This is a genomic window from Arthrobacter sp. TmtSoilC51, assembly GCF_055388015.1.
On the sequence record NZ_AP035877.1, the window covers coordinates 4,419,180 to 4,437,825 of the forward strand.

An 18,646-nucleotide genomic window follows, 5' to 3' on the forward strand; every position below is an offset into this window, starting at 1 on the left:
CTTTGGCTCGTGTTCTAATGAACCTTGATGCGGTCACGAATGCTTGTGGAATTCATGGTAATTCTGCGTTCACAGGGTCAATCACTCTTTATGTGAGAAGCGCAACCGACTCCGACTGACTGCCAAAAGGCCGCTGTCAATAATGCAAGGGACACGCCTGGGCTGTACCACTAAATATTTTTTCCAAGAAATAATTCTCTTGCTTCTAGCGATGGGTGCCGAGGATGGCTGCACAATCCAGGTTCAGCCTGGTCGTGGATTTCCCTGACGCGACGGACTTGGATCGCGCCAAATGGGTAACTCCGCGGACTTGCGTCATAATCGTTAGGTGACGCAGCCCAAAGAGTTCCGCCCTAGGGCGGTCATCAAAGAAGCATTGGAAAAGGCACTCCATCACCAGCATCCGATGGCGGTTGCCAACATAGAGCGTCTCCGGCGAGTTCACCCGGGAAAATCTCCGGCAGAGCTCCTATGTTACGTAAACAAGTGGTACCTGGGTGCGGTCACTGTCTCTGGTGCCGGCGCCGGCGCAGCAGCTATTGTTCCAAATGGATGGGTTCAGCTTTCCATAGCTTTTGGCGAGCTTTCCACTTTTTTGGAGGCTTCCGTGCTGTATGCGCTATCAGTCGCTGAGATTCATGGTTTGGACGTAGAGGACATAGAGAGACGAACATTCTTGGTCACGACTGTCCTCCTTGGCAACTCCGTTGCAACAGCTGCACTGGATCCGCTGATCGATCGCACAGCGCCATATTGGGGAAAGAAGGTTGTGGAATCGATCCCCATATCAGCGGTGAACAAGGCCAACAAGATTCTGGGCCCGCGCTTCGTTACTAAGTGGGGTACGAAGCAGGGTGTTTTGGTCTTGGGAAAGCAAATTCCTTGGCTCCTTGGTGTCGGCATCGGAGCTGGTGGAAACCACTTACTTGGGCGGTCCGTGGTCACTGCAAGCGAAAAGCTGCTGGGCCCGCCTCCTCAGAGTTGGACGGTAGAGGCATGAAGCGGCTCGCCGACATCATCCTATGAATCTCCTCGTGGTCCCAACGCCGGCTGTTACCGCGGCAAAGCCGAGCTACAGATTGAAGCATGAGCTGGCCAACGGTTTCCAGGATTGTTACGACAATATCGGTCGAGGAGGATGTCGCGTTAAGAGAGCAGGGCAGTCCTTGGCCTCCGGTCGAGGCATTGCTAGGCATCTTCATAGGTGTAAGCGCGCACCAGATCGCGTAGCACCACGGTAAATCTGCGGAAACGTGCAGCCTAGGCGATTTATACTCACTGCGGTGACGCACACCCAAGTAGACACTAAATCTACTTGAAGCTGGTTCTGTCTATCGATCGCGTATTAACTTCCCTACTCCATACCATATCTGCATTTCGAACCACCGTAACAAGCTGTCTAAGAATCCATACTGTCCTGATCGCACCATGAGCCATCAGGAGGAAAGAGAGCTCGAATAGCCACGGCGAAACCCAATCCGGGCCGTTCACGACAGTGACCGCTGCAGTTAAACTCAAACCGGCAGCCGCAAATCCAGCCAGGGAAGTCGACGTCCAGTTTCCCCGCAAGCTTTTCCCGGCTTCCAAGCGGAATACCCGGAAACGGTCCGCCTCCGCAGTGAGTCCAAACACGACGACGACGCCCGCGAATCCAGCGAGAATCGCTGCCGCGGCAGCTGTACCGAGGTACAACGTCACTGTGACAGAATCCTCTTGCGATCTGGTGCCCGCCCACATATCGGGTAGGATCCCCAGCCAAGTGATCAAGGCATGGGCAACAGCTATAAAGAAAAGGAGTAGAGACACAAAAAATGGCCTGTCCTGAGCCTTGCCCTTAATCCACTGCACTACCTGCCTCCTTATCGCGTTCCTACGTCAGCGAGGCACGGAACTTTCGAATCGCCTCCGACATCGCGGCGAGCACTACGCTTGGCGTAGGCGGCTCATCCTCTGTGGTCCCAACGTACTCGCTACCTGTGACACGATCCTTGAGGAAGTCAATTTTCTCCCGCTTAGAACGCCCATCGTCATCTGTACTGAGGATCGTGGCCTGAGCAGACCTCAGTGGCACCTTCCCAACGATGGCCCGCACCTGCTCCGCTATTTGCTCTGCGTAGACATGATCCGGCTTTGCGTTTCCAAAGCTCACCGTCATGTCGACTGACACCCCGCCGGCCCCCAGAGACTGTACACGCCGCATGGCATTTCCAATCTCACCGACGGAACGATCGTCCTGGAAAGCGCCGGGATCAACTTTCAAGTGCACCCGTGTCGCACCCTCTGCTGCGTTGAGACGCTCAAGCTGGTCGGTTCTTACATAAGGACGAAGTTCGAAGCGTTCGGACTGGAGGTCGAGACCCGCAGCCGAAGTTAGCCAGTTTTCCAGAGCTGAAAAGGATGGCCCGCCCGACGTTCGCAACACTGCCACATAAGTTGTGCCAGGAACAGGAAGTAGGTAAGCGGGTTCGATGAGCGCATCCGCCCCCGTTCCAAGGTTTAAGGTCGTGACCACGCCCTCTGAGTTACTTATGTCGGGCCAGTCCGCACCACGCCGTGCTTTTCCGATGTACAGATAGTCGACGGCTGGAGCTTTCTCCTCACGATGTTCACCGATGTACTTCCGACCGTATATCTCCAGCCGTCGCCGATCTGCGTTCAGTCCGGCCACGTGCGCAAAAAATTCAGGCCAGAAATTATCTGCCACTTCTTGCAGTTCGCCGTTTTGCTTTTCAAAAACTGGCTCCAGGAAGTAGATCCTCCGCTTTGGCCCTTTTGACGTCGCCATGTATCCCCATTCTTAGTACGAACTGCATCATGATATTCGCCCCCGGTGTTTGTGACACAGTGGCCACTGAAGACGACGATGTTCCCGATCTGGCGACGCATGCCTCCACACTCGCCGTCCTTCTGGTATCCCAAACCCCCACCTCCCCACCCACCCCCTTGACTCCCACCCCCACCTTCCCTAAACTTTTCATAAAGCAGAATCTAAATTCCACAAAGCGGAAACTGGAGCCAAGTACCAAGGCAGCAGCCAAGCAACGGAAGATAGATCAAAGCCCCTCCTCGGAAGGACCTACGATGACGTACACAGTGAACTGCTCCATCCTCCTGACGGAGCTGCCCTTGCTCGAGCGCCCCGCCGCCGCGAAGGCAGCCGGTTTTGACGCCGTCGAGTTCTGGTGGCCCTTCGAGAGCTCCGTCCCAAGCGACGCCCAAGTAACCGAGTTTGAAACCGCCATCAAGGACGCCGGCGTTCAGCTCACGGGCCTGAACTTCAACGCTGGCAACATGCCCGGCGGCGACCGCGGCCTTGTTTCCTGGAAGGGACGTTGCTCCGAGTTCAAGGACAACATCGACGTCGTAGCCGGCATCGGTGAGCGCCTCGGTTGTAAGGCCTTCAACGCCCTCTACGGCAACCGCCAGGACGAGTTCACCCCTGAAGAGCAGGACGAACTCGCAGCCAAGAACCTCGCCGCAGCAGCAGAAGGCGTCGCCCGCATCGGCGGCACCGTCCTCCTCGAACCGGTCAGCGGCGCACCCAAGTACCCGCTCCTCACGGCCGAAGATGCACTCAAGGTCATCGCCCGCGTCAAGGCCGAGTCCGGCGTCGACAACGTCAAGCTCCTCGCCGACTTCTACCACCTTGCAGTCAACGGGGACGACGTCGAATCCGTCATCGAGAACCACGCCAAGGACTTCGGCCACATCCAGATCGCCGACAACCCCGGCCGCGGCGCTCCCGGAACCGGGACGCTCCCCCTCGGCGAATGGATTGCCCGCAGCCGCGAACTCGGCTACGCCGGCTACATCGGTTTGGAATACAAGGAACCGCAGGAAACGGCCTTCAGCTGGGCCATCCGCCAGCGCGCCAACGCCAACTAAGCACAGGGCGCCCAACTAAGTAGCAGCAGAGCGCGTTTAGGACCCTCAAAACGCGCACTAATGCGACCTAGTTGGGTAAGCACACCTGAGTTAGCGCACTCGAGTTAAAAGACACACACAGACTTCCCCAGAAAGAGAACCACAATGAGCAACGTTGCAGTCATCGGACTCGGAATCATGGGCCTCCCCATGGCCATCAACCTCGTCAAGGCAGGCCACACGGTCACCGGTTTCAACCGCAGCCAGGACAAGATCGACAAGCTCGTCTCCGAAGGCGGCAAGGGTGCCACCAGCATCGCGGACGCAGTCAAGGACGCCGACGTCATCATCACCATGGTCCCGGACTCCCCCGATGTTGAGGGTGTTGTCAGCGGCAAGGACGGCGTCTTCGCCAACGCGAAGAAGGGCGCACTCTGGATCGACGCTTCCAGCATCCGCCCGGATGTCGCCGCCCGCCTCGCAACAGACGCCAAAGAAGCAGGCATCCGCCCCCTCGACGCTCCCGTATCCGGTGGCGAACAGGGCGCAATCGACGCCGTCCTGTCCATCATGGTCGGCGGCGAAGCAGCTGACTTCGAGGCAGCACAGGATGTCCTCAACGCAGTGGGCAAGACCATCGTCCACGTCGGCCCGTCCGGCTCCGGCCAGACCGTCAAGGCAGCAAACCAGCTGATCGTAGCCGTCAACATCCAGGTCCTCGGCGAGGCCATCGCCTTCCTCGAGGCTTACGGCGTAGACACCGACGCAGCACTGAAGGTCCTCGGCGGCGGCTTGGCCGGCTCCAAGGTCCTCGACCAGAAGGGTCAGAAGATGCTCGACCGCAACTTCGACCCCGGCTTCCGCCTGGCCCTCCACCACAAGGACCTCGGCATCGTCACCTCCGCAGCCCGCGAAGCCAACGTCGCTGTCCCGCTCGGCGCAGTCGTCGCCCAGCTCGTCGCCGCAACCGTCAACCAGGGCGACGGCGGCCTCGACCACTCGGGCCTCTTCAAGCAGGTCCTCCAGCTCAGCGGCCGCAGGTAGCAGCCCAGCGCTAAAGCGCCAAAGAAACAAACAGCAGGGAACCCGCCGTCGTACTTAAACGACGGCGGCTCCCTCACCACACCCAAAAACACCACAGACTTCGCCCGAAAGGGCAAAAAACAAGGAGTACACCATGGCAAAGATGCGCACCGTTGATGCGGCCGTAGCCATCCTGGAAAAGGAAGGCGCAACCGAAGCTTTCGGTCTGCCCGGCGCAGCGATCAACCCCTTCTACTCAGCAATGCGTGCCCACGGCGGCATCCGCCACACGCTGGCCCGCCACGTTGAAGGCGCCAGCCACATGGCCGACGGCTACAGCCGCGCAGCTGATGGCAACATCGGCATCTGCATCGGCACGTCGGGCCCCGCTGGCACGGACATGATCACCGGACTGTACGCAGCCCAGGCTGATTCCATCCCCATCCTCTGCATCACCGGCCAGGCTCCCGTCGCCAAGCTGCACAAGGAAGACTTCCAGGCCGTGGACATCGAGTCCATCGCCAAGCCGTTGACCAAGTTCGCCATGACCATCCTGGAGCCGGGCCAGGTTCCCGGAGCGTTCCAGAAGGCGTTTCAGCTGATGCGCTCGGGTCGTCCGGGCCCGGTCCTGCTGGATCTGCCCATCGACGTTCAGATGGCCGAGATCGAGTTCGACATCGACGCCTACGAGCCCCTGCCCATCGAGAAGCCCAAGGCTTCCCGCAAGCAGCTGGAAAAGGCCCTGGACATGCTGACCTCGGCCCAGCACCCGCTGATCGTTGCCGGTGGCGGCATCATCAACGCCGGCGCTTCCGCGCAGTTGGTTGAGCTGGCCGAGATCCTGAACGTTCCGGTTATCCCCACCCTGATGGGCTGGGGCGCCATCCCGGACGACCACCAACTGATGGCCGGCATGGTTGGCCTGCAGACCTCGCACCGCTACGGCAACGAGACGTTCCTGCAGAGCGACTTCGTGATCGGCATCGGCAACCGTTGGGCCAACCGCCACACCGGCGGCCTGGACACCTACACGGCTGGCCGTAAGTTCGTGCACATCGACATCGAGCCGACGCAGATCGGTCGCGTTTTCTCCCCGGACTTGGGCATTGCGTCCGACGCCGGTGCGGCGCTGGCTGGCTTGATCGAACTGGCACGTGAGCGCCAGGCAGCTAAGACCCTGCCGGACTACTCGGGTTGGGTTGCCGAGTGCCAGGAGCGCAAGGGCTCCCTGCACCGCAAGACCAACTTCAGCAATGTTCCCATCAAGCCCCAGCGCGTGTACCAGGAGATGAACAAGGCCTTCGGCCGCGACACCACCTACGTGTCCACCATTGGCCTCTCGCAGATCGCCGGCGCACAGATGCTGCACGTGTTCGGTGCCCGCAAGTGGATCAACGCAGGCCAGGCCGGCCCGCTGGGTTGGACCGCTCCCGCTGCTCTCGGCGTTGTTCGTGGAACCCCGGATGCCACCGTTGTTGCCCTGTCCGGTGACTACGACTTCCAGTTCATGATCGAGGAACTGGCCGTGGGCGCACAGTTCAACCTGCCGTACATCCACGTAGTGGTGAACAACAGCTACCTGGGCCTGATCCGTCAGTCGCAGCGCGGCTTCAACATGGAACAGAACGTTTCCCTGGCCTTCGAGAACATCAACTCTCCGGAAACAAACGGCTACGGCGTGGACCACATCAAGGTTGCCGAGGGCCTGGGCTGCAAGGCCATCCGCGTTGAGAACCCGGACGACATGCCTGCCGCTTTCGATAAGGCCAAGGCACTGATGGGCGAGTTCAAGGTTCCCGTGGTTGTTGAAGTGATCCTGGAAAAGATCACCAACATCTCCATGGGTGTCGAGATCAATGCGGTGAACGAGTTCGAAGAGCTGGCAGAAACCGCGGCGGACGCCCCCACCGCGATCCTGACCAAAGCCTAAAGAGAAACAGAAAGGAGGCACCGGAATGCGTGTGGTCATCGCCCCGGACAAATTCAAGGGCTCTCTGTCCGCGCCCGACGTCGCCAGGCATCTCGCAACAGGATTGCTGGCAGGCTTCGGCCAAACAGGCCTTGAGGCAACACGCATTCCGGTGGCCGACGGCGGCGAAGGAACCATCGATGCCGCTATCGGCTCCGGCTTCGCCCGCCGGACCACCACCGTCACCGGCCCGCTCGGCGAGCCAGTGAAAGCCGACTTCGCGGTGCGGGACCAGGAAGCTGTCATCGAAATGGCGGCAGCTTCCGGTCTCGCCCTCCTCCCGGACGGCCCCACGTCCCAGACGGCTAAAACCGCAACCAGCATCGGAACCGGCGAACTCATCCGCGCCGCGCTGGATCTCGGCTGCCGCAAGATCATCCTGGGCGTGGGCGGCAGCGCCAACACCGACGCCGGCGCTGGAGTCCTGCAGGGCCTCGGCGCCGTCTTCCTGGACGAGAACGGCAACGAGCTTCCCGGCGGCGGTGCCGCCTTGGCACAGCTGAACAGCATCGACTTCTCCAACTTCGACGTCCGCGTCGAAGCCACGGAATTCGTGCTGGCGTCCGACGTCGACAATCCCCTTTTGGGGGCCAGTGGAGCCCCAGCCATCTTCGGTCCGCAGAAGGGCGCGACGCCGGACGACGTCACCTCGCTCGACGCGGCGCTGAGCCACTTCGTCGACGTGCTCGCAGCAACCACCGGGCAACATGCCAAATACGCAGCCAAAGCAGAAGGCGCCGGTGCAGCAGGCGGCGTTGGCTACATTGCCATAGCGGCACTGAAGGCAGAGCGGCGGCCGGGCATCGACGTCGTACTTGAATTCACTGACCTCGAACAGAGACTAAAGGGCGCCGATCTGGTGATCACCGGAGAAGGCAGCCTGGACGAACAAAGCCTGCTCGGCAAGACCCCCATGGGAGTTTCGCGGGCGGCGCAGAAGGCCGGGGTTCCCGTGATCGCAGTCTGCGGCCGGAGTACCCTGAGCCGGGAACAACTCACGGATGCCGGTTTCCACACGGTCCACGCTTTGACCGACATGGAATCCGATGTCCAGAAATGTATCGCTGAAGCAGGTCCGTTGCTTGAACAATTAGGTAAGCACATAGGCGTGTATCTGGCGGAACGGACCGAAAACAAGGAGTACCTCAATGTCTGAAGCACACGGCGCCTATGACCTCGTTATCCGGGGCCAGCGCATCCTGACCACTGCCGGCCTTGCAGCACGCGAAGTTGGTATCCGCGACGGCATCATCGTCGCTATCGAACCCTTGGGCAACGGCCTCACAGGCAACGAGGTCATCGAACTCGCAGACGACGAAACCCTCATCCCCGGCCTGGTGGACACGCACGTCCACGTCAACGAGCCCGGCCGCACCGAGTGGGAAGGCTTCGCCTCCGCCACACGTGCCGCTGCTGCCGGTGGCGTAACCACCATCATCGACATGCCGCTCAACAGCATCCCGCCCACCACCAGCGTGGACGGCCTGGAGCAGAAGCGCGTCGTGGCCAAGGACCAGGCGTTCGTGGACGTCGGCTTCTGGGGAGGTGCCATCCCGGGCAACAAGAAAGACCTCCGCCCGCTGCACGACGAAGGCGTCTTCGGCTTCAAGTGCTTCCTCCTGCACTCCGGCGTGGACGAGTTCCCGCACCTGGACGCGGACGAGATGGAAGAGGACATGGCTGAGCTCAAGTCCTTCGACTCCCTCATGATCGTCCACGCCGAGGACTCCCACGCGATCGACCGCGCCCCGCACCCCGGCGGCGACCACTACGAAACCTTCCTGGCCTCCCGCCCCCGCGGCGCCGAGAATAAGGCCATCGCCGAGGTCATCGAACGTGCCCGCTGGACCGGCGCCCGCGCCCACATCCTGCACCTCTCCTCCTCCGACGCGCTGCCCATGATCGCGTCGGCAAAGCGCGACGGCGTCAACCTCACCGTTGAGACGTGCCCGCACTACCTGACGCTCATGGCCGAAGAAATCCCCGATGGAGCGACCGCCTACAAGTGCTGCCCGCCCATCCGTGAAGCCTCCAACCGCGAGCTCCTTTGGAAGGGCCTGCAGGACGGCACCATCGACTGCATCGTCTCGGACCACTCCCCCTCCACCCTTGACCTCAAGGACCTGGAAAACGGCGACTTCGCAGTGGCATGGGGCGGCGTTTCCTCGCTCCAGCTGGGCCTGTCCCTGATCTGGACCGAAGCCCGCCACCGCGGCATCCCGCTGGAACAGGTGGTTTCCTGGATGGCCGAGAAGCCCGCCGCCTTGGCCCGCCTGCACAACAAGGGCCAGCTCGCCCTGGGTTATGACGCCGACTTCTCCATCTTCGCGCCGGACGAAGCCTTCGTTGTGGACGTCACCAAGCTCAAGCACAAGAACCCGATCACGCCGTACGACGGCCGTCCCCTGGCCGGCGTCGTCCGCAAGACCTACCTGCGCGGCACCGCGATCGACGGCCAGAACCCCGGCGGCAAACTGCTCCGCCGCGGCAACGTTTAGGGTCCACCGCCATGGCAGTCAATGCCTACGGGCCACCGCCCGCACGTCCGGCCAGGGGCGTTCCAGCCCGGGGCGTCCCGGGCCGGCGACCGGGAGTAAGCGCGCGGGGCCTCGCCCTCTGGGTCAACCCGGCCGAGGGCGACGAGATTGATCCAGCAGTCTGGGAACGGGCAGCACGCATGGTGCTGGCCCGGGCCATGAAACTTGCCCCGGAGGCGGAAGTCCGCATCTGGCCCGCCATCGGGGCAGAACACTCCGGCGTCGGCGATACTTCCTGGGGCGGCACTCCGCAGGAAGCCGCCGACGCCGGTACCCACTCTTCCCTCTCCCTCGCCGACGCTCTGGCTGACGGAAATTCCCCCTCAAACGGACGAATCACCTCCGCACGCGAGGGTGATGTGTCCGTTAGCCGGGGTCGGAGCGGAGGCGGCAGCACCGCCGTCGAGCCCGTCATGTTGGCCGGGCGCCGTAGTCGACTTGCAATCGACCTCGCGGCTGAAGTAGTGCTGCTCGACGGCGCCCCGGTTGCCTTTACTGGCATGGAATACAAGCTGTTGCGCTACCTTGTGGTGAACTGCTCCAGGGCCATTAGTCGTGAAGAATTGCAACGCTTCCTGGAGTCATTTGACCTCCCCGGCGCGGCATTTCGCTCGATTGACGTTTATGTTGGAAGGGTGCGGCGGAAGCTCGGAAGCGCCCGCCACACTGTCGCCACCGTCCGTGGTGGTGGCTACCAGTTCGTGCCAGGCCCTTATGCCACAGTGCGCGGACCTGCGGAATACAGCATCTGACTTCGCTGTTCTGTCCTTAGACAATCCGTTTTTAGAATGACCAATGCCGGCTGCAAGCCGGTGAAACGCAAAGGATCGCCATGACCCAGAAACTCCTCGTCGGAACGCAAGCACCTGACTTCGCGCTGCTCGACGCCGACGGCACCAAGGTCTCGCTGTCCGACTACCGCGGACGCAACGTCATTGTTTACTTCTACCCCAAGGCAGCCACTCCGGGCTGCACCACCGAGGCCTGCGATTTCCGCGACAACCTCGCAAGCCTGCAGGGCAACGGCTACGACGTCATCGGGATCTCCCCGGACGCCCCTGAGGCCCTCGCCAAGTTCACTGGTGAATTTGCGCTGACCTTCCCGCTGCTTTCCGACGAGGACCACTCCGTTGCCCTCGCCTACGGCGCCTGGGGCGAGAAGCTGGTTGACGGCGAAATCGTCGAAGGCCTGGTCCGGTCCACTGTCGTCCTCGACGGCGAAGGCACCGTCAAGCTCACCCAGTACCAAGTCAGCGCCCAGGGCCATGTCCAGGCGCTCAAGGAAGAACTTCTGGGCGTCTAACGCTCTCTCACATCCTGCGGCTTTGAGGCAATCCTTCTCTCACATCCTGCCGCTTTAAGGGAATCCCTCTCGCACATAACTGCACAATTTTTGTAACGCCCGCCCACTATTGTGAGCGGGCGTTACACGTCTCTTTACTAAACGTGACAAAAGCCCCGCGGCAGTAGTTAATGGAGCCATGGTCTCAACCGCGTCCCCTCGCCATGCCGTAGTCGTCGAAGATGACGCCGACATCCGTGGCCTCCTCGTTCTGGTTCTTGAGCAGCTCGATTTTGTGGTGACAGAAGCGCCCGACGGTCTTTCCGGCGTCGAGGCTGTCCGTAACACCAACGCCGAACTGGTGACGCTGGACATAAACCTCCCGGACATCGATGGCATGGAAGTTTGCCGGCGCCTCCGGGAATTCTCCGATGCCTACATCATGATGCTCACGGCCCGCGCCGACGAGATTGACCGGCTTACCGGTTTGGACACGGGCGCGGACGATTACATCAACAAGCCGTTCAGCCCCAAGGAACTGCAGGCCCGCATCCGGGCACTGTTCCGCAGGGCACGGACGCCCGCGGCACCCGCCGAGGACACGCGCCAGACGGACGAACTCGCCCGCGCCACGGTTGTGCAGAAAAGCCTCCTTCCACAGGAAACAGTCCGGCTGAACGATTACGACGTCGCTGGCGCCTTCCGCCCATCGCGCAGCGTAGGTGGGGACTTCTACGACTGGTACCAGACCAGCGACGGCATGCATCTGACGTTCGCCGACGCCATGGGCAAGGGCATGGGCGCCGCCTTGATAGCGGCCACCGTCCGCGCCGTGATGCGGTCAGTGGCGGATACCCCGGCAATTGCTGACGCTTTCGAGTCCGCAGCCGCCACCCTCACCACCGATCTGGACCAGTCCGGGTCCTTCGTGACGATGTTCCATGCTCGCCTGGACAGTGCTTCGGGCAAGCTCAGCTATATCGACGCCGGTCATGGACTTGGCCTCCATGTCCCGGCCGAGGGGGCGGCACGGAGATTGGTATCCGCCGGGCCACCTGTCGGGATCCTGGACGAACAGCAATGGCCGGCCGCGGAACTGCAGCTGGAGCCGGGCGATTCGTTGGTGATCGTCAGCGACGGCGTGCTCGACGCACACGGTTCCCTGGAAGAGTTCGTGAGGAACGTTGAGAAGGCAGCACGGAGCGGGGGCACCTCGGACCACGTCTGCGCTGCCCTGCTTGAGCTGGCACCGGCGGACACAGCGGAAGATGACGTGACCGCCGTCGTGGTTCACCGACGGCGTGAGGTTGGCCGGGATGTTGGGCTGGAAGTTGCTCAGACAAACCGGAACTAGCCACAAAAGGGGGGAACGTGACGCGATTCTGGACTCGGCTTTGTGTTGTCCTAACGGTCATTCTGGGCGTGAATTACGTGGGCTGGCGCTGGCTGGCTTCGCTGAACTGGGACGCGTGGTGGATCGCTGTTCCACTGGTGATTGCCGAGACCTACAGCCTCATTGACGTCATGCTTTTCGGCCTGACCGTGTGGAACCTGAAGATTCGCAAGCCACCGCCCGCGGCGCCGGATACCGCCACGGTGGACGTTTTCATCACCACGTACAACGAGCCGTTGGATTTGGTGATGACCACCGCCCTCGCCGCCAAGGACATCCGTTGGCCGCACAGTACCTGGATTCTGGACGACGGCGACCGCCCTGAGATGCGCGAGCTCGCCGAGTCGAACGGGATCGGCTACGTGACGCGCGGCGCCGACTGGACACCGGACATGCCGCGGCATGCCAAGGCAGGCAACCTGAACAACGCGCTGATGGTGACGTCGGGCGAATACCTGTTGATTCTCGACGCCGACCAGATCCCCGAGCCGGACATCCTGGACAAGACGCTGGGCTACTTCAATGATGACCGCGTGGCGTTGGTCCAGACGCCCCAGTACTTCATCAATGTTCCCGCCGACGATCCGCTGGGCAGCCAGGCTCCCCTCTTCTATGGCCCCATCCAGCAGGGCAAGGACGGATGGAACGCGGCGTTCTTCTGCGGCTCCAACGCCATCCTGCGCAGGGAAGCCCTCATGCAGCTTGGATTGGTGGGCTACGTCAAGGCCACGGAAAAGAGTGTGCGCCGTGCCTTGGCTGCATCCCGTTCCGCAATCAAGAAGTCCCGGCGTTCGGCGGAGGCGGAGAACCCGTTGGTGGAGCAAATGCTCAACGAGGTGGAAGCGGCCACGGAAAGCGCGCAGCAGGAGCTCGAAGCCGGGGCCTCGCTGAGCGAGATCACGTACCGCGTACGCCGCAAAGTGGACGACGCCGTGCGCACGCTCGTGGCCGCCGACTTCTCAGCCCTGCAAGCCGACCTCGAAGAAATCGCCGCCATGGAACTGGCCCACGTCGGCGAGTCTGGCGTCACAACAGTGGCGAGTGACGCCGTCGACCGGATGTCCGGACGCGACTGGTCGCCGCTGGGCGCGCTCGAATCCGTTCACGCCGTCCTGGACGCCATTTCCGTGGAACGCACCGACGAAGCCCAGCCGATCATGCCTTTGGCCACCATCTCCGTCACCGAAGACATGGCTACCGCGATGCGCCTGCACGCCCTTGGCTGGAAGAGCGTGTACCACCACGAAATCCTCGCCAACGGTCTGGCTCCCGAGGACCTCAAGACCATGCTGACCCAACGCCTTCGCTGGGCCCAAGGCACCATGCAGGTCCTTCTGCGCGAGAACCCGCTGGTCCAACGCCGCCTCACGTGGGGCCAGCGGCTCATGTACTTCTCCACCATGTGGAGCTACCTGAGCGGCTTCGCGGCCGTGGTGTACTTTGCGGCGCCCATCATCTACCTAACGCTCGGCGTCCTCCCTGTCAGCAGCCTGAGCTTCGACTTCTTCGCCCGTTTCATCCCGTTCATGGTGGTAAACCAGCTGCTATTTGTCATCGCCGGGCACGGGATCCCCACCTGGCGCGGGCAGCAGTACAGCCTCGCGCTGTTCCCCACCTGGATCAAAGCCTGCACGACGGCGGCACGTAACGTCTGGTTCGGACGTCCCCTTGGGTTCGCCGTCACCCCGAAGGCCAGGCAGAGTGGCGGCCCCAGTTGGAGCCTGATTCGCCCACAAATCATCGTTGCCGTGTTGCTGGCCGTTGCCATGGTTGTCGGGTTGGCGCGGCTTCTTTCTGGCCTGTCGGAGCCCCTCGGAACCCTGGTGAATGTAGCGTGGGTAACCTTCGACCTTGTGGTCCTGAGCGTCCTGGTCAAAGCAGTTTTGTATAAGGGTTTTGTCCCTGAGGAATTGGCGGGTCCGGAAGGTCCTGGACGCCCCGAAGAGAGGAATGCTGATGCAGTTTAGCTACGAGGTCAAAGACTCCTACGCGGAGGTGAAGAGCGTCGGCCGGTTGAACATGGTGGCCGCTCCGAAGCTGCGCGAACTAGTGGCCGAGGTTGTGGCAGGTGGATCCAGCCGCGTTGTGGTGAACCTTGCAGAAACCGACTTCATGGATTCCTCCGGCCTCGGCGCCCTCATCGGTTGCCTCAAAGCAGCCCGTCAAGCTGGCGGCGATTTGCGGATCTCGGGCGTGCAGCCCCAGGTCAAAATGGTCCTGGAACTTACCAACATGGACCGCGTTCTGACTGCGTACTCTTCAGCCGAGGAGGCGTTCGGAAATGACTGAGGTCATCGCACGCAGGGGTTACCACGGGCCGTCCAACGAGGAAGCAATCGAAGCCATCCATGGCGAGCTTGATGCCTTGTGGGACGATGCCTCCTTTGTCCCGGACATGGACCGCATGACCTTCACCACCGCTGTCATCGAGGCTGCCGCCAATATCGTGCAGCACGCCCTCCCCGTGGCCGAGAAGCCCGTGGAGATCGGTGTGGACATCAGCGTCCGTCCCGCCCGACTGGTTGCGAGGGTCAGTGCGTTCAACGCCCGCGAGCCCTTCGCCGAGGACATGCAGCCCGCCATGCCGGACGAGGACGCCGAATCCGGACGAGGTCTGGCGCTCATCGAGGCCTTGGTGACAACCGTGACCTTCGAGCGCCAAGACGGCACCAACACGTGGATCCTGACCCGCGAAACCTAACCCTCGCTCACTTCCAACGCCCTCTAGGGCGATCCTCTCTCACATCCAACGCCCTCTAGGGCGATCCTCTCCCACATCCAACGCCCTCTAGGCCGATCCTCTCCCACATGGACGTGAGAGAACATCGGCTGAAACCGGTCAGGATGTGAGAGAACATCGGCTGAAACCGGTCAGGATGTGAGAGAACATCCAACTACCACCGATGTTCTCTCACATCCAACGGGTTTCCCGGCGATGTTCTCTCACTTACGCCTTGTCGATGGCTTCTTTCAGCGCACCCAATACCAAAGTCACCGAGGCTCTGTTCGCGTTTGGGCCCATCATTCCGATGCGCCACACCGTATCCGCGTACTCTCCCACGCCGGAACCGATCTCCATACTGAAGTTCTCCAGGAGGTAAGCGCGGACCGCGGCCGAGTTGACGCCGTCGGGCACTTTCACGGTGGTGAGGCTCGGCAGGCGGGCTCCTTCGGCGGCGAACAGCTCAAGCCCCATCTCCTGCAGGCCACTCTGCAGCGCAGCTCCGGCAGCGCGGTGGCGGGCTTGGACGACGTCGAGCCCCTCGGCGAGGATGCGGTCGAGCGCCGCTTCGAGACCGGCGATCATGGTGACCGGCGCGGTGTGGTGGTAAGTGCGGGCGCCACTGGCAGCGCCTACGTAGCCGCCGAGCAGGCCGATATCCAGGTACCAGGAGCGGGGATCCTTGATGCGCCGCTCAAAGGCCCGGTCCGAGACAGTGAACGGCGAAAGCCCCGGCGGAACGCCCAGGCACTTTTGCGTTCCGGCATATCCGACGTCGATCCCCCAGTCGTCTGCCCGGAGTTCCAGTCCGCCGATGGACGTCACGGCGTCGGTGATCAGCAGGGCGTCGCCCTTGCCTGCGCCCAGCGCAGCGATGTCAGAGAGAACGCCAACGGAAGTCTCGGCATGGACCGCCGCGATCACTTTCGGGTTGGGATGCGCAGCCAGCACACGCTCTGCGTCAACGGGCTTGCCCCATTCGTGATCCACCCGAACCACAGTGGCCCCGCAACGCCGCGCCACCTCGCACATGCGCGCCCCAAATAGTCCGTTGACAGCGATCACTGCCACGTCGCCGTCGGACACGGTGTTCACGAAAGCGGCCTCCATGCCGCCCGAACCTGTGGCACTCAGGGGGAGCGTGCGCGCGTTCGCAGTACCCCAGACCGTCCGTAGCCCCTGGCACGTCCGGTCCAGGCGTTGAATGAAGACCGGATCCAAATGGCCGAGCACTGGATATGCCATCGCGGCCATGGCTTCGGGGTAGCAATTGCTCGGGCCGGGGCCGAACAGGAACCTGGACGTCAGTATGTCTGGCATGTGCGAAACTCCTTCAGCTGGTCCTCGTCATTCTGCCCCAGCGCGGTGGCCGGGGCGAGTCCACTCACCTGCGCATAAACCCAAACTGCTAAGGTTACTCACCAATACGGAGGCCGCCACGGCGAGGGGACAGCCGCCACGGTAAGGGGACAAGGGTGACGACTGAAGGAAAAGAGCAGCCGGAGCAGGGCGTCCACGGCGAGGTAACCCAGGACCGGTTCGTCGCAGGGCAGGACCTTACCCGGTGGAAATCCCCGGTAGGCCGTGTCTTGGCAGGGGCTGCACAGCGGATCACCAGGCTTCTGGGCCCTTATGCAGCATTGATCATCACCTTGGCGGTGGGGCTTGTGGTAGCCGTCTCCCTCGCCGTCGCTTTTGGCGAGGTGTACGAGTCGGTCACCGAAGCCGACGGGGTTGCGGGGTTGGACCACCCCGTCCTTGATGCCGCCAAGGCCGTTCGATCACCGGCACTGGACCTCGCCGTTACTGCCTACACCGATATTGGCGGCACGGTTGGCATGCCCATCATCGCGGTGGGGATCATGATCGCACTGGCCACAAAGCGCCGCTCGTGGACTCCTGTCATCCTGATGCTGACAGCAGGACTTGGTTCGCTCCTGATGACCGTTGCAGGCAAGCCCCTCTTCGGCCGCACTCGTCCGGACCTCGCGGACGCCGTTCCGCCCTACGAGCACTCGCCGTCATTCCCCAGTGGCCACTCCCTGAATTCGATCGTGATCGCCGGAATCGTGGCCTACTTGATCATTCTTCGCCTCAAAACGGCCAGAGCCAGGATCATCACGGTATTGGCGGCCTCAGCGTTCGCTGCAACCATGGGCTTGAGCCGGGTCTACCTTGGACACCACTGGCTCACCGACGTCCTGGCCGCGTGGGCTCTCGGCATTGCGTGGCTTGCCTTGGTTATTACGGCGCACCGCCTCTACCTCACTGTGAGAACGCGGCGCTCGGGCGCGGTACTCTCTTGACACCAGCCCACGGGCTCGGCTTAACTATTTACGTATGCTGAAATAACAGTTCCATGATGCGGAAGCATTAGAAGCAAGCTTCCTCCAGCTGGAAAGCAGGAGTTCCGCATAGCCCACACCATGGATGCCAGCATTTGCACGAGGATGACACAAGCATGGAGCTTGCAGTATTCAACAATGTTGACCGGGACGAGGCCATCAGGACCCTGACTCCCTGCCTGGATATCAGCCGCTGGGTTGAGGAGATCGCCGATGCGCGCCCCTTCACCAGCGTCGACGAACTGCTGGGGCAGGCCCGCCAGGCCGCCCATCCGTTCACGCCCGAAGAGGTGGAGTCCGCGCTCGCCCACCACCCCCGGATCGGCGAACGGCCCAAGGCCCAAACCACCGAGGCGGCCATGTCGCGTTCGGAACAGTCCGGCGTGGATCCCAGCGACGACGGCACGGCCGCCGCCCTCGCGGAGGGAAACCGCGCCTACGAGGAGAAATTCGGCAGGGTCTTCCTCATTCGCGCCGCAGGACGCAGCGCCCAGGAGATCCTCGGTTCCCTCCAGGAGCGCCTCACGCACACCCCCGAAGAAGAAGACGAAATTGTGGCTGGCCAGCTGCGGGAGATCGCCTTGCTGCGTCTCTCAGGCGTGATCAGCGAAGGAGAAAATGCATGAGTGTTTCACAGGTAACGACGCACATCCTGGATACCGGCTCCGGGCGCCCGGCGGCGGGGGTCGCCGTCGTACTTTACGTCCGCGAAGGTGACAGCTGGACCCTGATCGCAGAGGGCGAGACTGATGCCGACGGCCGCATCAAGGACCTCGGTCCGGAACGGATTCCCGGCGGCGCCTACCGCCTGAACTTCGCCACCGGCGCCTACTACGAGGGCCTCGGCACGGAAACGTTCTTCCCGGAAGTGGACCTGAACTTCACAGTTTCGGACGCCGGCGAGCACTATCACGTGCCGCTGCTGTTGAGCCCGTTCGCGTTTTCGACCTACCGCGGCAGCTGACCCGCCCGCCGAGTTGCCAGATAATGCCAATGTTCCTGCCGAACATTGGCATTATCTGTCACTTGGGCGAGGAACGGTAGGCTGGAAGGCATGGCTTCTGAGGACACCAACGCCCACCCTGGAAATGGCACTGCCCGCCGCGAGATTACGGTTCGCCGGGCACCTAAGTTCGTTCCGTTCATGATTCTCGGCGCCATTGTGGGTGCAATCGTCGCCGCCTTCATCGCCTACGGTCGTCCAGCCGACCCCGCCTTCGATGCCAGCACAGTCTTCGGCTTCTTCCTGGTGGCCTGCGTTTCAGGAGGCGTGATCCTGTTCTCGATCCTGGCCCTGGTACTGGACCGCATCAGCGTCAAGCGGACCAAGCGGGCAGTTGTGGAGGCCGTTCCGGATTCAGTTCCGGATGAAGGTCCAGAGAACGACGGCGGCCGCTAAGTAGGCACCCCAACTCGCCTCTTTCGGGGGTGCCGCTGTGAGACACGCCGCATTTTGGCGGAATCGAGCCTGTTCACGGGGTCACAAAGCCGGAGCGGGAACTTACCACGGC

General features: G+C 62.0%; 19 protein-coding genes. 16 read left to right on the forward strand and 3 right to left on the reverse strand.

Annotated elements, in window-relative coordinates; genetic code table 11:
- Positions 1-328: 328 nt before the first annotated feature.
- On the forward strand, positions 329-1,000 hold the full coding sequence (locus ACZ5G6_RS20145) for a hypothetical protein (protein WP_498687620.1): 672 nt from the start codon (positions 329-331) through the stop codon (positions 998-1,000).
- A gap of 311 nt (positions 1,001-1,311) precedes the next feature.
- On the opposite strand, the gene ACZ5G6_RS20150 is transcribed toward ACZ5G6_RS20145, so the two are convergent.
- On the reverse strand, positions 1,312-1,848 hold the full coding sequence (locus ACZ5G6_RS20150; protein WP_498687621.1) for a hypothetical protein: 537 nt from the start codon (positions 1,846-1,848) through the stop codon (positions 1,312-1,314).
- 22 nt (positions 1,849-1,870) lie between these two features.
- Complete coding sequence (locus ACZ5G6_RS20155) at positions 1,871-2,785, reverse strand: hypothetical protein (RefSeq protein ID WP_498687623.1); 915 nt, start codon at positions 2,783-2,785, stop codon at positions 1,871-1,873.
- Between the two features lie 296 nt (positions 2,786-3,081).
- Between ACZ5G6_RS20155 and ACZ5G6_RS20160 the strand changes: the two genes are divergently transcribed.
- The 11 genes from ACZ5G6_RS20160 to ACZ5G6_RS20210 all read left to right on the forward strand — a co-directional run bounded on the left by ACZ5G6_RS20160 (position 3,082) and on the right by ACZ5G6_RS20210 (position 14,769).
- Positions 3,082-3,885: a hydroxypyruvate isomerase family protein gene (locus ACZ5G6_RS20160; protein ID WP_498687625.1), complete on the forward strand. Its 804-nt coding sequence runs from the start codon at positions 3,082-3,084 to the stop codon at positions 3,883-3,885.
- A 144-nt stretch (positions 3,886-4,029) separates the two neighbouring features.
- Complete coding sequence (locus ACZ5G6_RS20165; RefSeq protein ID WP_498687627.1) at positions 4,030-4,908, forward strand: 2-hydroxy-3-oxopropionate reductase; 879 nt, start codon at positions 4,030-4,032, stop codon at positions 4,906-4,908.
- Between the two features lie 133 nt (positions 4,909-5,041).
- Positions 5,042-6,817, forward strand: a complete 1,776-nt coding sequence (gcl, locus tag ACZ5G6_RS20170; RefSeq protein ID WP_498687629.1) for a glyoxylate carboligase — start codon at positions 5,042-5,044, stop codon at positions 6,815-6,817.
- Between the two features lie 25 nt (positions 6,818-6,842).
- On the forward strand, positions 6,843-8,012 hold the full coding sequence (locus tag ACZ5G6_RS20175) for a glycerate kinase (RefSeq protein WP_498687631.1): 1,170 nt from the start codon (positions 6,843-6,845) through the stop codon (positions 8,010-8,012).
- A complete protein-coding gene (gene allB / locus ACZ5G6_RS20180) occupies positions 8,005-9,354 on the forward strand; it encodes an allantoinase AllB (protein WP_498687632.1) in 1,350 nt (449 codons plus the stop codon). The genes ACZ5G6_RS20175 and allB overlap by 8 nt, the downstream gene beginning before the upstream one ends.
- Positions 9,355-9,365: 11 nt before the next feature.
- Positions 9,366-10,145: a winged helix-turn-helix domain-containing protein gene (locus tag ACZ5G6_RS20185; RefSeq protein ID WP_498687634.1), complete on the forward strand. Its 780-nt coding sequence runs from the start codon at positions 9,366-9,368 to the stop codon at positions 10,143-10,145.
- An 80-nt stretch (positions 10,146-10,225) separates the two neighbouring features.
- Positions 10,226-10,696 carry a thioredoxin-dependent thiol peroxidase gene (gene bcp / locus ACZ5G6_RS20190; protein ID WP_498687637.1) on the forward strand — a complete coding sequence of 157 codons (471 nt, stop codon included), beginning with the start codon at positions 10,226-10,228 and terminating at the stop codon, positions 10,694-10,696.
- Positions 10,697-10,874: 178 nt separating this feature from the next.
- A complete protein-coding gene (locus tag ACZ5G6_RS20195; protein ID WP_498687639.1) occupies positions 10,875-12,029 on the forward strand; it encodes a PP2C family protein-serine/threonine phosphatase in 1,155 nt (384 codons plus the stop codon).
- A gap of 17 nt (positions 12,030-12,046) precedes the next feature.
- Positions 12,047-14,035 (forward strand): glycosyltransferase family 2 protein, encoded by a 1,989-nt coding sequence (locus ACZ5G6_RS20200; RefSeq protein ID WP_498687641.1) that lies wholly within the window; start codon positions 12,047-12,049, stop codon positions 14,033-14,035.
- The gene (locus ACZ5G6_RS20205; RefSeq protein ID WP_224089065.1) at positions 14,025-14,357 is read left to right on the forward strand and encodes an STAS domain-containing protein; all 333 of its coding nucleotides are present in this window, start codon (positions 14,025-14,027) and stop codon (positions 14,355-14,357) included. The genes ACZ5G6_RS20200 and ACZ5G6_RS20205 overlap by 11 nt, the downstream gene beginning before the upstream one ends.
- Positions 14,350-14,769 carry an ATP-binding protein gene (locus tag ACZ5G6_RS20210; RefSeq protein WP_498687643.1) on the forward strand — a complete coding sequence of 140 codons (420 nt, stop codon included), beginning with the start codon at positions 14,350-14,352 and terminating at the stop codon, positions 14,767-14,769. The genes ACZ5G6_RS20205 and ACZ5G6_RS20210 overlap by 8 nt, the downstream gene beginning before the upstream one ends.
- Positions 14,770-15,015: 246 nt before the next feature.
- Here ACZ5G6_RS20210 and ACZ5G6_RS20215 read toward each other — a convergent pair whose 3' ends face one another.
- On the reverse strand, positions 15,016-16,110 hold the full coding sequence (locus ACZ5G6_RS20215; RefSeq protein WP_223934585.1) for a pyridoxal-phosphate-dependent aminotransferase family protein: 1,095 nt from the start codon (positions 16,108-16,110) through the stop codon (positions 15,016-15,018).
- Between the two features lie 155 nt (positions 16,111-16,265).
- On the opposite strand from ACZ5G6_RS20215, the gene ACZ5G6_RS20220 reads away from it, so the two are divergent.
- From ACZ5G6_RS20220 to ACZ5G6_RS20235, 4 genes are all read left to right on the forward strand, one after another.
- Positions 16,266-17,096, forward strand: a complete 831-nt coding sequence (locus tag ACZ5G6_RS20220) for a phosphatase PAP2 family protein (RefSeq protein WP_223934586.1) — start codon at positions 16,266-16,268, stop codon at positions 17,094-17,096.
- A gap of 155 nt (positions 17,097-17,251) precedes the next feature.
- Entirely contained in the window at positions 17,252-17,761 is a 510-nt protein-coding gene (gene uraD, locus ACZ5G6_RS20225) for a 2-oxo-4-hydroxy-4-carboxy-5-ureidoimidazoline decarboxylase (protein ID WP_498687646.1), read from the forward strand.
- On the forward strand, positions 17,758-18,099 hold the full coding sequence (gene uraH, locus ACZ5G6_RS20230; protein ID WP_498687649.1) for a hydroxyisourate hydrolase: 342 nt from the start codon (positions 17,758-17,760) through the stop codon (positions 18,097-18,099). The genes uraD and uraH overlap by 4 nt, the downstream gene beginning before the upstream one ends.
- Positions 18,100-18,189: 90 nt before the next feature.
- Positions 18,190-18,534 carry a hypothetical protein gene (locus ACZ5G6_RS20235; RefSeq protein WP_223934589.1) on the forward strand — a complete coding sequence of 115 codons (345 nt, stop codon included), beginning with the start codon at positions 18,190-18,192 and terminating at the stop codon, positions 18,532-18,534.
- The last annotated feature ends 112 nt before the right edge of the window (positions 18,535-18,646 follow it).